Below are 18,690 nucleotides of genomic sequence, written 5' to 3'. Positions count from 1 at the left end.
CGTCTGTGATCCGTTTGCCGTGAGAGGCAGTGGCGCCAGGCTGGGCGCCGAGTGTGGTGAGGTTTTCCATGTCCATTCGATCGAAGGGAATACTGCGGGCGAACCAGTCTCTCCTGGCGGTGGCGCACCGTTTGCTCGATCTGCTGGTCATCGTCCTTTCCGGGGCGATTCTCCTGAGTGACGGCAGCGGTACGCCGGACGCCCGCGTCTGGGTATCGGTTCTGCTGTGCGTGATGCTGTTCCACTGGCTGGGCGAGCTGAACCGGCTGTATGGCTCCTGGCGCGGCGAGTCGATGTTGCGCGAGTCGCTGCTGGTCACCAGCTACTGGTCGCTGACGTTCTTCGCCGTGCTGCTGCTGGACGCGGCGCTGCGCCACGGCATCGTCATCGACGCGCGCCGTTTCGCCTGGTTCGCCGGCGCTCTGCTGGTGATGTGCGCCTACCGCCTGCTCCTGCGCCTGCTCCTGCGCCTGGCGCGCCGGCATGGCTTCAACAGCCGCAACGTGGCCATCTACGGTACCGGGGAAGTCGGCGCGCACCTGGCCTCGACCATCCTCGAGGCGCCCTGGATGGGCCTGCGCCTGGTCGGTTTCTACGACGACCGCCCGCAGCAGATGGCGCTGGAGGAGCGGGTGCCGGTCATGGGCGGGCGCCTGGCGCTGATCGAGGCGGCGCGCAGCGGACAGATCGACAAGGTCTACCTGACCCTGCCGCTGTCCCGTGAGCCCTTGCTCAACGAACTGATTCGCGAACTCTCCGACACCACGGTGTCGGTCTACCTGATTCCCGACCTGTTCATGTTCGACCTGTTGCACGCGCGCAGCGAGAGCATCAACGGCCTGGAAACCATCAGCATCTTCGACACCCCCATGGACGGGCCCAACGCAGTGCTCAAGCGTATCGAGGACGTGGTCCTCGCCTCGCTGATCCTGCTGCTGGTGTCGGTGCCGATGCTGCTGATCGCCGTGGCGGTGAAACTCACCTCCCGCGGCCCGGTGCTGTTCCGCCAGACCCGTTACGGGATGGATGGCCGGCCAATCCTCGTGTGGAAGTTCCGCAGCATGACCGTCATGGAAGACGGTGCGCAGGTGATCCAGGCCTCGCGCAACGACTGCCGCGTCACCCGCCTGGGCGCGTTCCTGCGACGCACCTCGCTGGATGAATTGCCGCAGTTCATCAACGTCCTGCGCGGCGACATGTCGGTGGTGGGGCCCCGGCCCCATGCAGTCGCGCACAACGAGCAGTACCGACGTCAGGTCAGCCACTACATGCTCAGGCACAAGGTCAAGCCCGGCATTACCGGGTGGGCCCAGGTCAACGGCTGGCGTGGTGAAACCGACACCCTGGAAAAGATGCAGAAACGCATCGAGTTCGACCTGGACTACATCGAGAACTGGTCCGTCTGGTGGGACCTGAAGATCGTTGGGTTGACCCTCTTCAAGGGCTTCGTCAACCGCAACGCGTTCTGAGGCAGTCCCCCTACCAACACCCTGCTTCAAGGAATGATCGCCATGAAAACTCTGTTCGTGATCGGTCTTGTTGTCGGCAGTCTGGCGCTACAAGGCTGTGTATTTTCCCCCGGTCAGCACATGACGGACTCCGATATCGAGAAAGAAGCGCGGGACCAAGGCATGCGCATCACCCTCGTCCCCATCACCCCGCAGGTGCTGCAAAGCCAGGACATGGCCCGTGCCAACCAGCAGCTGCCGGCGGAGCTGCTCAACTACAAGCCGCAGCAGGGTGAATACGTGATCGGCGCAGGGGATGTGCTGCTGGTCACCGTCTGGGACCACCCGGAACTGACCAGCCCCGGCTCGACGCAGCAGATGGAGGCCAACGGCCGCGTGGTCGGCGCCGACGGCAACATGTTCTTCCCCTACGCCGGCACCGTGGCGGCGGCGGGCAAGACGCCGACCCAACTGCGCGGACAACTGGCCAGTCGACTGGCCAAGAAGGGCATTGTCGACCCGCAGGTGGACGTGACCGTGCTGCGCTATGCCAGCCAGCACATCGTGATGTCCGGGGCCTTCCAGAACGGCGGCCAGGTGGAACTGAACAATACGCCGACGACGCTGGTGCAGGCGGTGAGCAAGGCCGGCGTGGTGGCCGGCGACGCGGACCTGTCGGGGCTGACCCTCAAGCGCGACGGGCGTGAGTACCTGATCGACGTCGATGCGCTCAATCGCAGCGGCTCCACCCTGAGCGGCGTCTACCTGAAGAACGGCGACCAGATCCACCTGCCTTACAACGACCGCAAGAAAGTCTACATCGTGGGTGAAGTGCACCAGCCGACCGTGGTGACCTATCGCACCACTGGCCTGAGCCTGCTGGAAGTGCTGGGCAACGCGGGGGGCCTCAGCCAGGAAACCTCCGATGCCGACGCCGTCTACGTGATCCGCGCCGGTGACCTGCAACCGGACGCCAATGGTTCCCAGAGCGCCCTCACGGCGAAGGTCTTCCACCTGGAGGCGAAGAAGCCCACGGCCTTCGCCCTGGCCCGTGATTTCGCCATGCAGCCCCAGGACGTGGTGTTCATCGGCCCGGCCAACATCACCCGGTGGAACCGCTTCATCAGCCAACTGCTGCCGTCGGCCTCCTTCATCGGCACCAGCGCTACGGTCGGTCATAAGTAACCGGGGCACGCCTTACAACGAAAGGAGAACTCGTGCCTGGCAATCGGACTGGTCACAGGGGCGAGCGGCAATCCGACTGGCGACTATCCGCCGGGCTGTACAGGGCTGTGCACGCTCTTTCGGACCAGCAGAACTCAGCATCGTAATGCTGCGTTTTCTTGGGCATCCCCTAGCAATGCCCATAACCCGCCCGTGTTGCAGCACGGGCGGGTTTCTTTTTTTCTGCGTCAGTGCTTCGTCTGTTCGGAGCTAAAGAAATGTCCTTCAAGATTTGAGGTCGTGTCCTACAAATCAGGCCTTCGGCACCATGCTCCAATTCGCCCCCTGAAAATTGATGTCCAGCCAAGGCGCGGCCACGGGAGAGCGAAAGGATGCCGAACCTCCATTTTCACTGGCTGTTGGCCGGGCTGTTCTGCTTGGCGAGCAGTGTGTTGGCTGAGCCGCTGGCCTCCCCTGGCGACACGAATCTCCAGCGGGAGCGCCAGGAACAACTCCTGCGCGAACAGCGCCAGCGCCTGGAAGAACTCCAGCAGCTCCCCGGCAAGGCACCCACCGAGGCGCCGGCCCCCACCGCGCCGGATACCCGCTGCTTCACCATCCGCACCATCACCCTCGAAGGTGCCGAGCATCTCGATGCCGGTGCCCGTGAGCGCCTTCTGGCCCCCTATCAGGGCAAATGCCTGGGCGTCACTCAGCTCAACGAACTGCTCAAAGCCATCACCGACCACTACCTGGGCCGTGGCTTCGTCACCACCCGCGCCTACCTGCCGCAACAGGACCTCTCCGGTGGCGAGCTGAAAGTCATCGTGGTCGAGGGCCGCTTCGAAGGCTTCGACGAATCCGCGCTGGCCAGCCCCCGCGAGCTGGCCATGACCTTCCCCGGCCACACCGGAGACGTGCTGAACCTGCGCGACCTGGAGCAACTGGTCGACCAGATAAACCGCTTGCCCTCGCGTCAGGCACAGATGGAACTGGTGCCGGGAAAGGAGGTAGGCGGCAGCCGCGTGCAGCTCAAGGGCGAGCGCAGCAAACCCTGGCGCGTTTCGGTCAGCCGCGACAACAACGGCGATACCACCTCCGGCGAACAGCAGGCCGGCGTCGGCCTGGACTGGGACAGCCCGCTGGGCCTGGCCGACCAGTTCGGCCTGCGCTACGGCGAGGACGTGGTCAGCGACCACTGGAAGCACTCCGACAACCAGAGGCTGTGGTACAGCGCTCCCTACGGCTGGTGGACCTTCAACTACAGCTACAGCCGCAACTACTACCGCACCCGCAACGAGGACGCCGGCTTCGCCTTCAAGTACGACGGCGACAACGAAACCCACCAACTGGGTGCCGAGCGGGTCATTCATCGCGACGACGTGAGCAAGACCGCGCTCAACTTCGGCCTCAGCCACCAGCGCACTCGCAACTACATCGATGACACCCTGCTGGACGTTTCCAGCACCCATCTCAGTGAATTCCGCCTGGGCTTCAACCATGGCCGGCGCATCGGCAGCGGCTTCGTCAACCTCGATGCCGGCTGGCAGCGTGGCATCGGCGCCTTCGGCGCGCAGGACGACGACCACGATGCGCCGCACGGCAGCCCCACCGCTCGCTACAACAAATACAGCCTGACCCTGAGCTACCTGCAGCCGTTCAAACTGCGGGACGAAGCCTTCAGCTTCGAAAGCCTCGCCACCGGCCAGCACAGCGAAGACGTGCTCTACAGTCCGCAACGCATCAGCCTGGGCGGCCTCACCTCGATTCGCGGCTTCAAGGACCAGAGCCTTTCCGGCGACTCCGGCTACTACTGGCGCAACCAGCTGCGCTGGCGCCGCGCCGTGACCTGGGCGCCGCTGCTGCCCTGGCTGCAGGAATACGGCGTGGCCTACGCCTACGACGTCGGCGCCATCGAGCATGGCCGCTACAACCCGGAACTCTCCGGGCGCATGAGCGGCCACGGCGTGGAGTTCAGCGCCCGCGGCCAGTACGCCGCCGCCTCCGTGACCCTGGCGCACTCGCTGGAGCGACCCGACATTGTCGAGCGCCGCGAGCACCCGGTCTATTTCCGCCTCAATTTGTTCTTCTGACGAATCCGGACGGATCGCACAAACAGTCGGGAAGGCGCCGACTCGGCTGCTTTGTGACTGCCCGTTAGTGTTCGCGTCCCGGTTTTCTGCGACGAGACGCGCAAAATGGACATTCGCCACCCCGCCTGCAAACTGATTGCCAGCGTCCTGTCGGGCGTTCTGATCCTCAATCCTATCGTCGCGGCGGCGGCCGAACTGGCGGTGGATGCAGCGGCGGGCGGCAATACGCAGATCGGCGCGGCGGGCAACGGCGTGCCGGTGGTGAACATCGCCACCCCCAACGGCGCGGGGCTCTCCCACAACAAGTTCAGCGACTACAACGTCGGCCAGAACGGCCTGATCCTCAACAACGCCACCGGCAAGACCCAGGCCACCCAACTGGGCGGGATGATTATTGGTAATCCGAACCTCAAGAGCAGCGGCGCCGCCAATAAAATCCTTAACGAAGTCACCAGCAACAATCCCGCCCAACTGCGCGGCTATACCGAGGTAGCTGGGCAAGCGGCGCATGTGATCGTCGCGGCGCCAGGGGGCATCACGTGCGCCGGCTGTGGCTTCATCAACACCCCGCGCGCCACCCTCACCACCGGCAAACCGATCCTCAACGCTGGGCGTTTGCAGGGGTATGACGTCGATGGCGGCGACATCGCCATCGAAGGCGCCGGGCTGAATGCCTCCAACGTCGATAAGTTCGAACTTCTGACACGTAGCGCCAAGCTCAACGCCGATCTGTACGCCAACCAACTGGACGTGGTCACTGGCCGCAACCAGCTCGACGCCGAGACCCTGGCCGCCAGCGCCAAGCCCGACAACGGCAGCGCCAAGCCGCAACTGGCCATCGACAGCTCGGCCCTGGGCGGCATGTACGCGGGCGCCATCCGCCTGGTGGGCACCGAGCAGGGCGTGGGCGTGAAGCTGGCCGGCAACCTGGCCGCCAGTGCCGGCGATATCCAGATCGACGCCAATGGCCAACTGAGCCTGGCGCAGACCAGCACGGCCGGCAGCCTGCGGGCCAAGGCGCAGGACATCGCCGTCAATGGCCCGGCCTATGCGGCGGGCAACGTCGAACTGGCGGCCAACGGGCAATTGAGCAACAGCGGCCAACTGGCAGCGGGTTCGCGCGTGCAGTTGCAGGGTGCCCAGGTCAGCAACAGCGGCATTGTCGAAGCCGGAGTCAACCCGGACAACATCCGCAACGCCCAGGGCGACGTGGCGATCACCGCGCAGAACCTGCGCAACAGCGGCAGTGTGGTCGCCAGCCGCAACCTCGGTATCAATGCCAGCGGCACGCTGGACAACCAGGGCGGCACGCTCAAGGGCGCGAACACCCAGTTGGCCGCCAGTACCCTCGACAACCGCCAGGGTCGCCTGATTGCCGGCTCACAACTCACTGTGTCCGCCGCACGGCTGGATAACCGCAACGGCCAAGCCGTGGCCAACCTGGTGCAGGTCAGCGGCGGCGCGCTGGATAACCGCCTGGGCCTGTTCTCCGCCGAACAGGTGCTGAGCCTCAACCTCGACGGCCTGGATAACAGCAGCCAGGGCAACCTGATCAGTAACGGTTCGCTGCAGGCAAGTGTAAAAAATACGCTCAGCAACCAGGCCGATGGTTTGCTCTCGGCCAAGGGCGCCCTCGGCGTGCAGGCCGGCAGCCTGGATAACCGGGGCGGTCTGGTGGTCGGCGATGCCGGTGTGGCCCTCTCTGCGGGTAGCGTGAATAACAGCGCGCAAGGCGTGATCAGTAGCCGGGGCGATCTGCAACTGGACCTCGGCCAGCTGGACAACAGCCAGGGCGGCGCCCTCGACAGCGGCGCGGCACTGCGCCTGAACGCAGACCAGGTGAACAACACCCAGGGCAGCGTGACCGCCAAGGGCGACCTGCAGGCCAAGGTCGATAGCCTCGCCCAGCAGAGCGGCGAATTGCTCGCCCAGGGTGCACTGAACCTCGATGCACGCCAGCTCGACAATCGCAATGGCGGATGGGTCGCCGCCAATAACGGCGTGACCCTCACCGGCGGCGATCTGCTCAACCAGGGCGGTGAAATCTCCAGCCGCGCCGGCGTGGAGATCCAGGCGACCAGCCTCGACAACAGCACTGGCAAGGTGATCGGCGACGCCGGCCTCACCCTGCAGGTGCAGCGCATCGCCAACCGCGGCGGCACCCTGGCCGGGCGCGACGGCCTAAGCGTCACCGGGCAGAGCCTGGACAACAGCCAGGGCGGCCTGCTCAGCAGCCAGAAAAGCATCTGGTTGCAACTGTCCGGCATTTTGGATAACCACGACCAGGGCACTCTGCTCAGTCAGGGCAGCCTGAACCTCTCCGCTGCCAGCCTCGACAACCGAGCCGGCACGCTCTCCAGCGCGGGGACGTTGTTCGCCCGCCTGGCCGGCGCCCTCGAGAACCAGGGTGGCCGGCTGCTCAGCGACGCCGGTATCGATCTGGCGAGCGGCGATCTGAATAACGCGGGGGGCGTCCTCAGCGCCGCTGGCGACATTCGCCTGCACAGCGCGAAACTCAACAACAGCCAGAATGGCCGTATCGTCACCGATGCCGCCCTTCACCTCGACAGTGCCCAGCTGGACAACAGCCAGGGTGGCAGCCTGTCCGCGCGGGGCGTCATCGACGGTCGCGTCAATGGCCTCGACCAGCACGGTGGCCAACTGGTCAGTCAGACTGGCATCGACCTTGATCTGCAAGGCGGTGCGTTGAATAACGCCGGTGGCCTGATCGTCCCCCCTGGCCAATTGCTGCTGCGCAATGCCAGCAGCCTGGATAACCGTGCGGGCGAAATCTCTAGCGACCGCGCTTTCGAACTCACCACCGGCAACGTCCTGAACCAGGGCGGCAAGATCCTCTCCGGGGACCGTCTGACCCTCACCACGGGGGCGCTGAACAACAGCAACGGCGGCGTGCTGTCCGGCAGCAACGGCCTGACTGTAACGGCGGCCAGCCTCGACAACAGCCAAGGCGGTACCCTCGCCAGCCGGGGCGGCCTGCAGGTGCGCAGCCAGGGGGAGTTGGACAACCATGGCGACGGCGCCTTGGTGGCCGGCGGTGAACTCGATATCGGCAGCGCCAATCTGAACAACCAAGGTGGCCTGCTCTCGGCAGGAACGAACCTGCAACTGGCCACCGGCAGCACCGACAACCGCAATGGCCGTTTGCTCGCCCAAGGCAGCCTTACCGCCACCACCGCCGACCTCGATAACCGCGACGGCATCATCAGTGGCACGCAGGGCCTCGATCTCTCCGCCGGCAACGTACTCAACGGCGCGGGCAGCAGCGGAACTTCCGGCGGCCTGATCACCAGCCAAGGCACCTTGAACCTGCGCGGTGGAAACCTGGACTCCATCGGTGGCGGGGAAATCTCCGCCAAGGGCGACCTGCGCCTGATCGTCGCCCGGCTGATCCAGCAGCAGGCCGCGTTGATCGGCGAAGGCAACGTGCGCATCGACCTAGGCAATGGTGCACGGGGCGACTTCGATAACCGGGGTGGCCTGCTCAGTGCAGGTGGCAGCCTACAGATCAATGGCCTGGGCAACCTGGATAACCGAGGCGGGGAAATCTCCAGCAACCAGGGCTTTAGCCTCGCCGCCAGCGGCAGCCTTGATAATGGCGACCAGGGCCGGATCATCAGTGCCGGTCAACTAACGCTGCAGGCCGCTGCGCTGCGCAATGCCAATCAGGGCCTGCTCTCCGGTTGGCAAGGGCTCGTGGTCAACGCCACGAGCTTGGACAACAGCCTCGGTGGCACGCTCTCCAGCCGTAATGGCGCGCTGAACGTGACCCTCAGCGGTGCCCTCGACAACCATGATCAGGGCGCGCTGGTCAGCCTGGGCGACATCAGCCTCGCTGCCGGCAGCCTGAACAACGCCAACGGCATCGTCTCCACCCAGGGCAATCTGGGCCTAACCCTCGGTGGTGATCTCGACAACCGCAACGGCGGCCTGCTCAGCGCCCAGGGTGGCCTGACCGGCAGCGGCCAGGCCCTGGACAACCGGGGTGGCGAGATCAGCGGCAATGGCGTGCAGCTCGACGCCAGCAGCTTGGATAACAGCGGTGGCAGCCTCTCCAGCCAGGGCGCCTTGCACCTGGGCCTGCTCGGTGCGCTGCTCAACGTCGGTGGCAATGCGAAGATCGTCAGCGCGGGTCCGCTGAATCTCCAGGCCGGCAGTGTCGATAACCGCGGCGGACAGCTCGCCAGCCAGGGCCTGCTCAAGGTGCTCGCCGGGCGCTTCGACAACAGCGCCGGCGGCACCCTCGCGGCGCAGACCGATCTGACCCTCTCCCTCACCGGCGACCTGCTCAACGGCCAGGATGGTTTGATCTTCAGCAAGGCCGGCACGCTCGCCGTCACCGCGAACAGTCTCGATAACGCGGGCGGCACCGTACAAGGGCAAGGTGAGACCACCCTCACGACTCATGGCGCCATCAGCAACCAGGGTGGCCGCCTCACCAGCCAGGCCGGCTCGGTCGATATCACCAGCGGCAGCCTGGATAACGGCGCCGGCGGTGTGCTGGCCAGCCTCACCGGCGCATTCAAGCTGATCACCGGCTGGTTTGGCAACAACACCGGCATTACCCAGGCGCAGTCGCTCGACATTCAGGCCAGCAGCGTTATCGACAACCGCGCCGGCCACCTCTCGGCGGTCAGCGGCGACAACCGCATCATCACCAGCGATTTCAATAACCAGGGCGGTGGCCTGTATGCCGGCAACCTGCTGTACCTGCGCGGCAACCAGTTGCTCAACGACGGTGCCGGGCTCGGCCAGGGAGGCAAGATCGGCGCCGGGGTCATCGACTTCAGCCTCGCCGGTGCGCTGAACAACCAGTTCGGCCTGATCGAAAGCAGCGGCAGCCTGACCCTCGGTGCCGTCAGTATCAACAACGTGGTGGGCGCCATTCGTGCCCTGGGGCAGAGCGGGACTACCCAGGTCACCACCTCAGGCCTGCTCAACAACAACCTGGGCCGGATCGAAAGCGCTAACCAGGACTTCTTCCTGCAGACCGGTACGCTGCAGAACGGCAGCGGCACCGTGCTGCATGTCGGCAACGGCCGCTTCGGCATCGACCTGGCCCAGGCAGGCCTGGCCGGCGGCAATTTCACCAGCAATGGCAGCCTCAGCTACCAGGCCGCCAGCTGGACCAACAACGCCATCATTCAGGCGCGCGAGCTTTACCTGGATATCGGACAGCTCACCCAGGGCGCCACGGGGCAGCTACTCGCCGTACAACGCTTCACTGGCACGGGTGGCACCTGGAGCAACGACGGCCTGATCGCCAGCGACGGTTCTCTGGATCTCAATCTGACGGGTAGCTACAGCAGCAGCGGTCGTCTGAGCAGCCAAGGCGACCTCACGCTCGCCGCCAATCAGCTCGATCTCAGCGAAAACGGCCGCATCGCGGGTGGCGCCAACGTCACGCTCAATGCCAACACCCTGAACAACCATGGCCGCCTCACCGCCGCTGGCGACCTGACGGCCAACACCGGCAACCTGCACAACTACGGCACCCTCGGCAGCGCCGGTCTGCTGCGGCTCCAGGCCGGGAACCTGCTCAACGATGGCGAGGCCAACGGCGCGCTGATCTTCAGCAGCGACGACATGACTCTTCGGGTCAGCGGCGCCCTGACCAACCGCTTTGCGGACATTTATAGCCTCGGCGGCTTGGATCTGGCGGCCGACGACCAGGGCGGACGTACGGCACGTCTGGACAACCTCTCTGCCAATCTCGAAAGCCAGCACGACATGCGCCTGAACGTCGGAGCGCTGAATAACCAGCGCGTCGTGCTGGTGGTCAACCGCGCCGGTAAATACACCGCCCAGATCGTCGAGGTGAACTGCTACAAGTACCTCAACGACAGCATTGCTGACTGCTCCGGCAAGCGTAACGGTGTGTGGGAAATCACCGAGCGCGACAAGCTCGAAGTGCTGCAGGCCAGTGCGGCATCCTCCATCAGCGCTGGTGGCGATCTGAACATCATCGGCGACACCCTGAATAACGCCAGCAGCGTGATCAGCGCGGGGCAGAACATCAGCGCCTCGGTGCGTAGCCTGACCAACCAGGGCGTGGTCCCCGGCGAGACCGAGACCTTCCGCGTCTTCAAGTCCGAGCGCACCAACAACATGGGCAGTTGGACCCGTGAGGCCGACGCCTTCACCGATCAGTATTGGATCGACAGCCCCAACTACGTGAACGATCCGGCCGGTCTCGCGGCAGCATTGAGTCATTTCCTCGCGCGTACCGAACAGGAGTTGAGTCAGTACCGCACCGTGACCGAGCTGAGCAGCGGCGACCAGACCTATGCGGCCATCATCCAGGCTGCCGGCAACGTCAATATCACGGCCAGCGAGGAGATCAACAACAGCGTCATCCGCAACCACTACGCCTACGTCAATCCGGGCCAGAAGACCGGGGACACTGCGCTGGGGGACAGTCTGCTCAGCACCGTGGTGCCGATCAATTCGCAACTGCCGCCAGACCTTGTGCAGAAGCAGGTCAATCCCATCAGCCTGCCGGGCTTCAGTCTGCCCACTGGCAGTAATGGATTGTTCCGCCTCAGTGGTCAGGGTGGCAGTGGTGGGGGCGTTGAAAGCGTATCGGGCGGTGGAGAGCTGATCTTCGCAGGGCCGGGCATCGACCCGTCTCAGCGCGAAGTAGCGTTGGGCGGCGGTACAGGCGGCACGGACAGCGTTGCCCTGGGAGGCGGCACTTCCACGGCGGACGCTCAGTCCGGCGCCAGCTTGAACGTATCACGTGTACAAGGCCTACCCAGCAGCGCCCGGCCGGACAACAGCCATAAGTACCTGATCGAGACTAACCCGGATCTCACCAGCCTGAAGAGCTTCCTCAGCTCCGACTACTTGCTGGGCCAGCTCGGCTACGACCCGGATAAGTCGCAGAAGCGTCTGGGGGATGGTCTCTACGAACAGCGCTTGATCCAGCAGGCGGTGGTCGCTCGCACCGGCCAGCGCTTCATCGACGGAATGACCAGCGACGAGGCGTTGTTCCGCTATCTAATGGACAACGCCATCGCCTACAAAGACCGCCTGAATCTGCGGGTGGGTGTTGGTCTAAGCGCCGAGCAGGTGGCAGCGCTGACCCACGACATCGTGTGGCTCGAAGAAGCCATCGTGAATGGCGAGAAGGTGTTGGTGCCGGTGGTGTACCTGGCCCAGGTCGATAATCGCCTCGGCCCCAATGGCGCTCTGATCATGGGCAAGGACGTGTCGCTGATCAGCGGCGGCGATCTGGCGAACCAGGGCACCTTGCGTGCCAGCGGCGACCTCGCCGCCAGCGCTGCCAACATCAATAACGGCGGCCTGATCGAAGCCAGCGGGCGTCTCGACCTGCTCGCCACCAACAGTATCAAGAACACCCAGGGCGGCATCATCAAGGGCCGCGACGTCAGCCTCACCGCGCTGACCGGCGATGTGATCAACGAACGCAGCGTCACCCGCATCGACAGCGCCCAGGGTAGCAACCGCAGCTGGACGTCCAGCTTCGCCGACAGCGCCGCGCGCATCGAATCTGCAGGCAATCTGGAGATCAGCGCAGGGCGTGATATCGGCAACCTCGGCGGGGTGATCAGCAGTGGTCGCGACCTGTCGATGCAGGCAGGGCGTGACGTCAACCTGACCAGCGTTGAGCTGGAGGACGGCCAGGTCAACGGTCGTCGCTACGGTAGCCAGAACATCACCCAACTGGGTAGCGAGACCTCCGCCGGGCGAGACCTCGAGATCAACGCAGGGCGTGATCTGAATGCCGTGGCCAGCCGGATCGATGCCGCGCGTGATGCGGCCCTGAGTGCGGGCCGCGACGTCACTCTCGCGTCGGCGGCAGATGAACAACACAGCTACAGCCACACCAAGAAGGTCACCGCGCAGGAAGACCACGTCACCCAGCACGGCACCGAACTGAGCGCAGGTCGCGACGTACTGATCAGCGCAGGCCAGGACCTCACCCTGGTCAGCAGCAAGATCGGTGCTGGCAACGAGGCCTACCTGGTGGCCGGCGACAAGATCGAAGTCCTCGCCGCCAACGACAGCGACTACAGCCTCTACGACAAGAAGGACAAAGGCTCCTGGGGCAAGAAGCAGACCCGCCACGACGAAGTCACCGACGTCAAAGCGGTCAGCAGCGAAATCAGCGCCGGCTCCGACATCACCCTGCTCAGCGGCGGCGACCAGAAATACCAGGCCGCCAAGCTGGAGAGCGGCAACGACATCGCCATCGTCAGCGGCGGCGAAGTGAACTTCGAAGCAGTCAAGGACCTGCACCAGGAAGCTCACGAGAAGAGCAACAGCAGCCTGGCCTGGAACAGCGCTAAGGGTAAGGGCAAGACCGACGAAACCGTGCGCCAGAGCGAACTGATCGCCCAGGGCAACCTCGCAATCAAGGCCGTGGACGGGCTGAAGATTGACTACAAGCAGATCGACAAGGCCAGCGTCAGCCAGGCCATCGATGCGATGGTGAAAGCCGATCCGAATCTGGCGTGGCTGAAGGATGCCGAGGCCCGTGGGGATGTGGATTGGCGGGCGGTGAAGGAATTCCATGATTCCTATAGCTACAGCCAATCCGGCATGGGCCCGGCTACGCAGTTGGCCGTGGCTATTGCGGCGGCGGCTATCGGTGGAATGGCGGCGGCGGGAGCACTTGGGACCGGAGGCGCGGGGCTGGCCAGTGGCAGCTTCGCCATGGGCGCGGGAGTTGGCGCAGCGGGCAGCCTGTCCGGAACTGCCGCCGTCAGCCTGATCAATAACAAGGGTGACCTGAGCAAGGTACTCAGCGACAGCTTCAGCAGCGACAGCCTCAAACAGATGGCTATTGCCAGCCTGACCGGCGGGCTTACGGCGAAATACTTCAACAGTTTGAGCGGGGCCGATACACATACAAAGATCGTCGGAGGTAAGACAGTTGCCGATCTGAGCAGTTGGGGCGGTGTCGGTAGTTTTGCTGCCAACCAGGGAATGCAGAACTTCACCAGTGCAGCACTGAGCCAAGCGCTGGATCAAGGCGGTAGCTTTGGTGATGAGCTGAAGAACAGTCTCTACAACACCTTCGCGGCGGCTGGGTTCAACCAGGTGGGTGATATTGGGACCATCAATGGCTACACCCCTGGCAGCGCTCCAATGGTGGCCATGCATGCATTGATGGGTGGCCTAGTTTCGGTCGTCAGCGGCGGCGACTTCACCACAGGCGCGGTGGCTGCCGGCGCCAACGAGGCGATGGTGGCGAGTCTCGATGAAACCTTCAAAAAGCTGAGTCCGGACAAACGAGAGCAACTGCTGACAACCAGCTCTCAGTTGGTCGGGTTGGTTGCCACGGCGGCTGTCATCCAGAACGCCAGCACTGACCAGCTTGAAACCGGGGCTTGGGCCGCCAAGAACTCAACGCAGTACAACTATCTCTTCCACGAAGAACTGGATGAGATGGCGAGAAAAATCCAGGGATGTGGAGCCGATAAGGATTGCAAGGATCGCATCGGCCAGCAGTACTCGGAGTTGGATCAACAGCGCAACAATGAGTACCCCGCGCTTTGCCAGAGCGACTTGGCTGCGTGCGGAAAGATCGCGGCCCGTCTGATGGCGGAAGACCCGCAGAACGTCGAGCTGGCGCTGAGTCTGCACAAGGCCCAAACGGTAGGGTTGGAAGCCGTCATCTCGACTAACTATATTCAGTCGAACCGCATGGCGATGGATACAGCCACCTCCGAGTATCTTGCTCAGACAGGCGGTACGATTGAACTGCTCAAGATGGCATTGGCTCAGTCGGCAGCTGGTGGCTTGATTGGTGGTAGTAGCAGTAGTTTTAATAAGCTGCTGCCAAAAGCAACTCCAAGCGCTGACTCGCTCATCAATTTGGCAAGCACTCAACGGACTCAGCATATTCTGCTGGGAGATGCTACTGGCGGTGGGCATTTATGGCCGGGAGCTCCAGGAAAAACAGCTTTCCCGGCTTCTTGGAATGGCGATAAGGTCATGCACAACGTTTCTGATTTAGCTACAGATCCTAAAGCTTCGTGGACACAGTTAACTGGCAAGCCTGGTGCCCAGCTCACTACTAAAGGCAAACCTGTCCGCTGGGCGGTAGAGGGTGTGCGTGATGGCGTAAGTATTCGTGTAATAGTCGAACCTCACGGAGAGGGGGTTATTACTGCATATCCGAAGTAGAGGTACGCATGCGCGAGCCAGAGAAAATAATACAGTCGACGATGGAAGAGCTTTCGGGATGCTTTGACGATGATACAGAGAAAAATGTCAAAGAGTTGGTCGCATGTGGGGAGCCAGGAGTTGCACTGGAAGTACTCTGTTCTCAGTTGGTGGAGTTTGATGTGGCTATTCCATTCCAAGTGAAAGAGCAGCTGGCAGCAGCAGCAGAGCTCATGGGGATGGAGATTGAGGAACTACAGGATTTGAGAGTCTTGTAGTTTCTTTGCTGCAAAAGGGACTGGAACGGTGTTTGACTCAATAAAGGCCACTCAACCTGTATATCCAGGGTCAGTGATTCCTAAGTCTTTTGAGATGTAATTAGCCAATGGTCAGAAAGTTTGGGTTCACGGAAACGCAACAGAGCACATGGCTGAATATGCTGCGTCCAAAGCGATTACCCATACTCCGGAAGCTGTTAGGCTTGTCAGTCAGCAACAGCTGAGCAGTTTCCAGTCTGCTGTGAATACGGCAACCAAAAGCAATATGCCCTATAATCAGTGAACGAAAAGGGGATAGATTTATTTTTCTACTCTAAAACTGTCTGGCGAGTCGGGATTAGAGTAAAGAAAATAAATCTGTCCCCTTATTTCCTTATTTCAATGGAGAGATTGGTGGCTTCAAGGGGCAGATCGATCAGCAGCAATACATCCGAGATGCGCTAGGTCTGACCGTTGGTGACGGCATCATCCGCGACACGACTCTAGAGGAAGCCCTTCTGCCTGCGGGGAAAGGTGCTGGTACAGCGGTTGGAAAAGGGGTGAAAGAGTTCGGTGAAGCGATTGCTGGCAAGATTGAGGCCAAGCTGGCGGAGTCAGTTGTTCCAAAAGGCGCAGGCGGGCTATCAACTCTGGGGCGAGTTGAAGGCACGTACTCAGCAATAAAGCCAGGACGTTTGTCTGATAACATCGCGCAAACTTTCTCTGGTGGTCGATATTCTGTTGTTACTCTTGAGAAAGATACGGTGCTTTATCGCGCAGGAACTTCTGATAAACCACTTGGGCAGTTCTTCAGTAGTGAGCCCCCAGTTGGAGTTATACAAACTAGAATTGATAAGGCGGTTTTGCCTGAGTGGCCAGGCGGAGCGAAGTCCCCCTTAGATACGACTTTTGAAGTAAAGATACCGGCAGGGACGAAAGTATATGTAGGTGAGGTCGGGGCTCAAGGGGGCTTCTACACTGGCGGGACGCAACAGATAGTGGTTCAGAAACCCTGGTTGATTGATGGGGTTGAAGTGATTAATTCGAGTCCGTTGAGATGATTATGCAAAATGATGTTGGTGTGATTCTAAAGAGAATGGTTGAGTTGCTTAGATTAGGAGGCGCAGATGATTGGGCGGCCGCTCTTGAAAATGTTAGGGAAAATTTTGATGAGGATCCCGTCAGGATGTCATCGAAATTGATATCCATGTACGGAGGAATGGGGTCGCTGAATGACATTGTTCTCTATGGGGAACGGAAGGTTCTTATTGCAGAGAATAACGAGTTTGAATCGTTGCGGGAGCGGCTATACGAGATTTGCAAAGGAATAAAGTAATGTGGAAAAGGGGGCAGATTTATTTTTCTACTCTAAAACGGTCTGGTGGGTCAGGATTAGAGTAAAGAAAATAAATCTGTCCCCTTTTTTCACGTTTTTCGGAGGGCCTAAAGTGAGAGCCAATTTGTTATGTGGTGCGTTACTTGTAAGTGTTCTGCCATACGTGTGCGTTGCTCAGGGATTCCGTATTGATGCTCGTAGTGAAGAGCTTTATCAAAAAGCTGTTCCTTATTTGCAGCAAGCACATAGCAAGCTAGAAGCAGTACCATTTAATTTTCCCCAGGCCAACGCTGAAGACAAAAAGCGCGGCTTAGAGCTATCTGAGGAAGCAGGGGGATTTATTGGATCGGCGATTCCTTTGCTTGAGCAGGCATCAGAGCTTGGACATCCAGTGGCGCAATATAGACTGGCACTTCTCTACTATCTTTTTAATTATTCCATTGAGGAAACAAGAGCAAAAGTGTGCCCATTGGTCCAGAAAAGCTTTGCGCACGGATTTGCGCCGTCAGCTCTTATATTTTCGAATGCATGTTGGGATTTCCCCGGAGAGGAAGATTTTAATTCCAACTTGAAAAATGTAGAAAGCGAAGCCTCAGTTTATGAGAAATATTACCCGCAGCCTGCAATACAGTTTGAATGCAGAGAGAAAGTTCCAGAAGGGTTTGCGATGCCTTGGGGAGGCAGCCTCGATTTTCAAGCAGAAATCTATCGCTTACAGGGAGACAGAGATCGCGGAAGACGTAAGGAGTTTTATGAAAAGGCAATAGCAATTAACGGCTGCTATAAGGCTAAAAGGCGGCTTGGTTATAATTGAGCGGGGGCGGCGGAATAGTGGAAAGGTTTAGTTTTCAGCTCTAAATCTACCTTGTGGGTCAGGGTTAGAGTGTGGGAATAAAATCTATAAATTGCCTGTATTTGCTGGAGTTGTTTATTTGTGCGTTGATCCTTGCCAATAAAGTATCCTTGTTTCTCTTGATTGTCTCATTTTCAGCTTTTAGCGTTGGGGTTCGATTACCATATTCTTTAAGCTGGATTTTATTGTGGTGTTGTTCTTTTCTGCAGTTGTTTTCTTGACGTCAATCCTAGTGGGTATTTACTGTCTATTTCTTGCTCGCCGAATTGGGATTGTTGGGCGTGGATATGTTTTCCTCTCGCTGCTTTTGTCATTTATTGTTTGGATGGGGTGGATAATTGTTCCGTTTATGCTCAGAAGAGATATTGAAGAAGAAAAAGGGGACAGATTTATTTTTCTACTCTAAAACGGTCTGGCGAGTCAGGATCAGAGTGCAGAAATAAAGCTGTCCTCTTTTTCACTTTTTGCAGTCCAAAGGCAAGGGCAATACCGACGAGGCCGTGCGCCAGACGCAGATGATCGCGCACGGCGACTTGGTTATAAGGCGGTCGATGGCCTGAGCATCGACTACAAGCACCTCGATAAGAAATCGGTCAGCCAAGCCACCGATGCGATGGTGAAAGCCGATCTGAATCTCGCGTGGCTGAAGGATGCCGAGGCACGGGGGGATGTGGATTGGCGGGCGGTGAAGGAGTTGCATGACAGCTACTCCTACAGCCATTCGGGTATGGGGCACCCGTCAAGTGCAGCGCCCCCACATCATTTAGCGCAGCACCGCCATTCTGCATTTTCTTGGGCATCCCCTAGCGATGCCCATTTCAGCAGGGCTCCACCCCTGGAAAACCACAGTCGGTCTCCTCGATCAACCGGGGTACCTCGTCAGAGGTGCAGTCCGGCGAGGTTTGGGCGTGGTATCATATATTCCATAAAGAAATTACATTGTAATAATTAATTCTTTTTTGATTTATAGAGCTTCTTTTATCGTTGCCCCCAGCGCTGTCGTGAGGACGGTTGGCAAGTGCGGTTGGGGTGGCGGTTTCCCGCCAGCAAGGGCGATGTTCGTGGCGGTTTCCCGCTTAGTGGTCTGGAGGAAAAGATTCGCTGACAAGTCTGAAAGGCAGATTTGGCGGGGAGTCGGGCAGGCAAGGCCGGTTGGCCTGGGGATTGCCTGGCCAGTGGTGCATGCCCCGCGCATCGCCACGACAACAAGACACGAGAACAGACCCATGCCGTCCCTTTCAGCTGCTGCCTTCCCGCCTGCTTGCCTGCGCATCACCCCTGCCTAGGGGAGCGTTGCATCACCACTGAATAACCGTTGCCGCGCGTGTCCGCACGTACGCGCCGTGGCTTCTGCTTGCCGTTCGGTCGGGCTCCGGGGGAGCTGGTT

Annotated in this window: 8 protein-coding genes and 1 pseudogene; all 9 read left to right on the top strand. The window is 60.7% G+C overall.

Features of this window, described 5'->3' with window-relative positions; all coding sequences use genetic code 11:
* Window positions 1-68: 68 nt before the first annotated feature.
* Entirely contained in the window at window positions 69-1,469 is a 1,401-nt protein-coding gene (locus ACAW63_RS03310; protein ID WP_371231670.1) for an undecaprenyl-phosphate glucose phosphotransferase, read from the top strand.
* Between the two features lie 42 nt (window positions 1,470-1,511).
* Complete coding sequence (locus ACAW63_RS03305; RefSeq protein WP_371231668.1) at window positions 1,512-2,633, top strand: polysaccharide biosynthesis/export family protein; 1,122 nt, start codon at window positions 1,512-1,514, stop codon at window positions 2,631-2,633.
* Between the two features lie 371 nt (window positions 2,634-3,004).
* Entirely contained in the window at window positions 3,005-4,705 is a 1,701-nt protein-coding gene (locus ACAW63_RS03300; protein ID WP_371231667.1) for a ShlB/FhaC/HecB family hemolysin secretion/activation protein, read from the top strand.
* A 105-nt stretch (window positions 4,706-4,810) separates the two neighbouring features.
* Entirely contained in the window at window positions 4,811-14,878 is a 10,068-nt protein-coding gene (locus ACAW63_RS03295) for a filamentous hemagglutinin N-terminal domain-containing protein (protein ID WP_371231666.1), read from the top strand.
* 8 nt (window positions 14,879-14,886) lie between these two features.
* On the top strand, window positions 14,887-15,135 hold the full coding sequence (locus ACAW63_RS03290) for a MafI family immunity protein (RefSeq protein ID WP_371231664.1): 249 nt from the start codon (window positions 14,887-14,889) through the stop codon (window positions 15,133-15,135).
* A gap of 539 nt (window positions 15,136-15,674) precedes the next feature.
* Window positions 15,675-16,175: a hypothetical protein gene (locus tag ACAW63_RS03285; protein ID WP_371231663.1), complete on the top strand. Its 501-nt coding sequence runs from the start codon at window positions 15,675-15,677 to the stop codon at window positions 16,173-16,175.
* Complete coding sequence (locus ACAW63_RS03280; protein WP_371231661.1) at window positions 16,172-16,450, top strand: hypothetical protein; 279 nt, start codon at window positions 16,172-16,174, stop codon at window positions 16,448-16,450. Before ACAW63_RS03285 ends, ACAW63_RS03280 begins: the two co-directional genes overlap by 4 nt.
* Before the next feature lies 1 nt (window position 16,451).
* Window positions 16,452-17,264: a hypothetical protein gene (locus tag ACAW63_RS03275; RefSeq protein WP_371231660.1), complete on the top strand. Its 813-nt coding sequence runs from the start codon at window positions 16,452-16,454 to the stop codon at window positions 17,262-17,264.
* Window positions 17,265-17,773: 509 nt separating this feature from the next.
* Window positions 17,774-18,045: pseudogene (locus ACAW63_RS03270) on the top strand (hypothetical protein); the annotation flags it as partial.
* Window positions 18,046-18,690 lie beyond the last annotated feature (645 nt).

Origin of the sequence: Pseudomonas sp. QE6 (genome assembly GCF_041379005.1) — a bacterium.
Classification (GTDB): domain Bacteria; phylum Pseudomonadota; class Gammaproteobacteria; order Pseudomonadales; family Pseudomonadaceae; genus Pseudomonas.
Note: the sequence above shows the minus strand (reverse complement) of the source record. Positions and strands in the feature narration are given on the sequence as shown.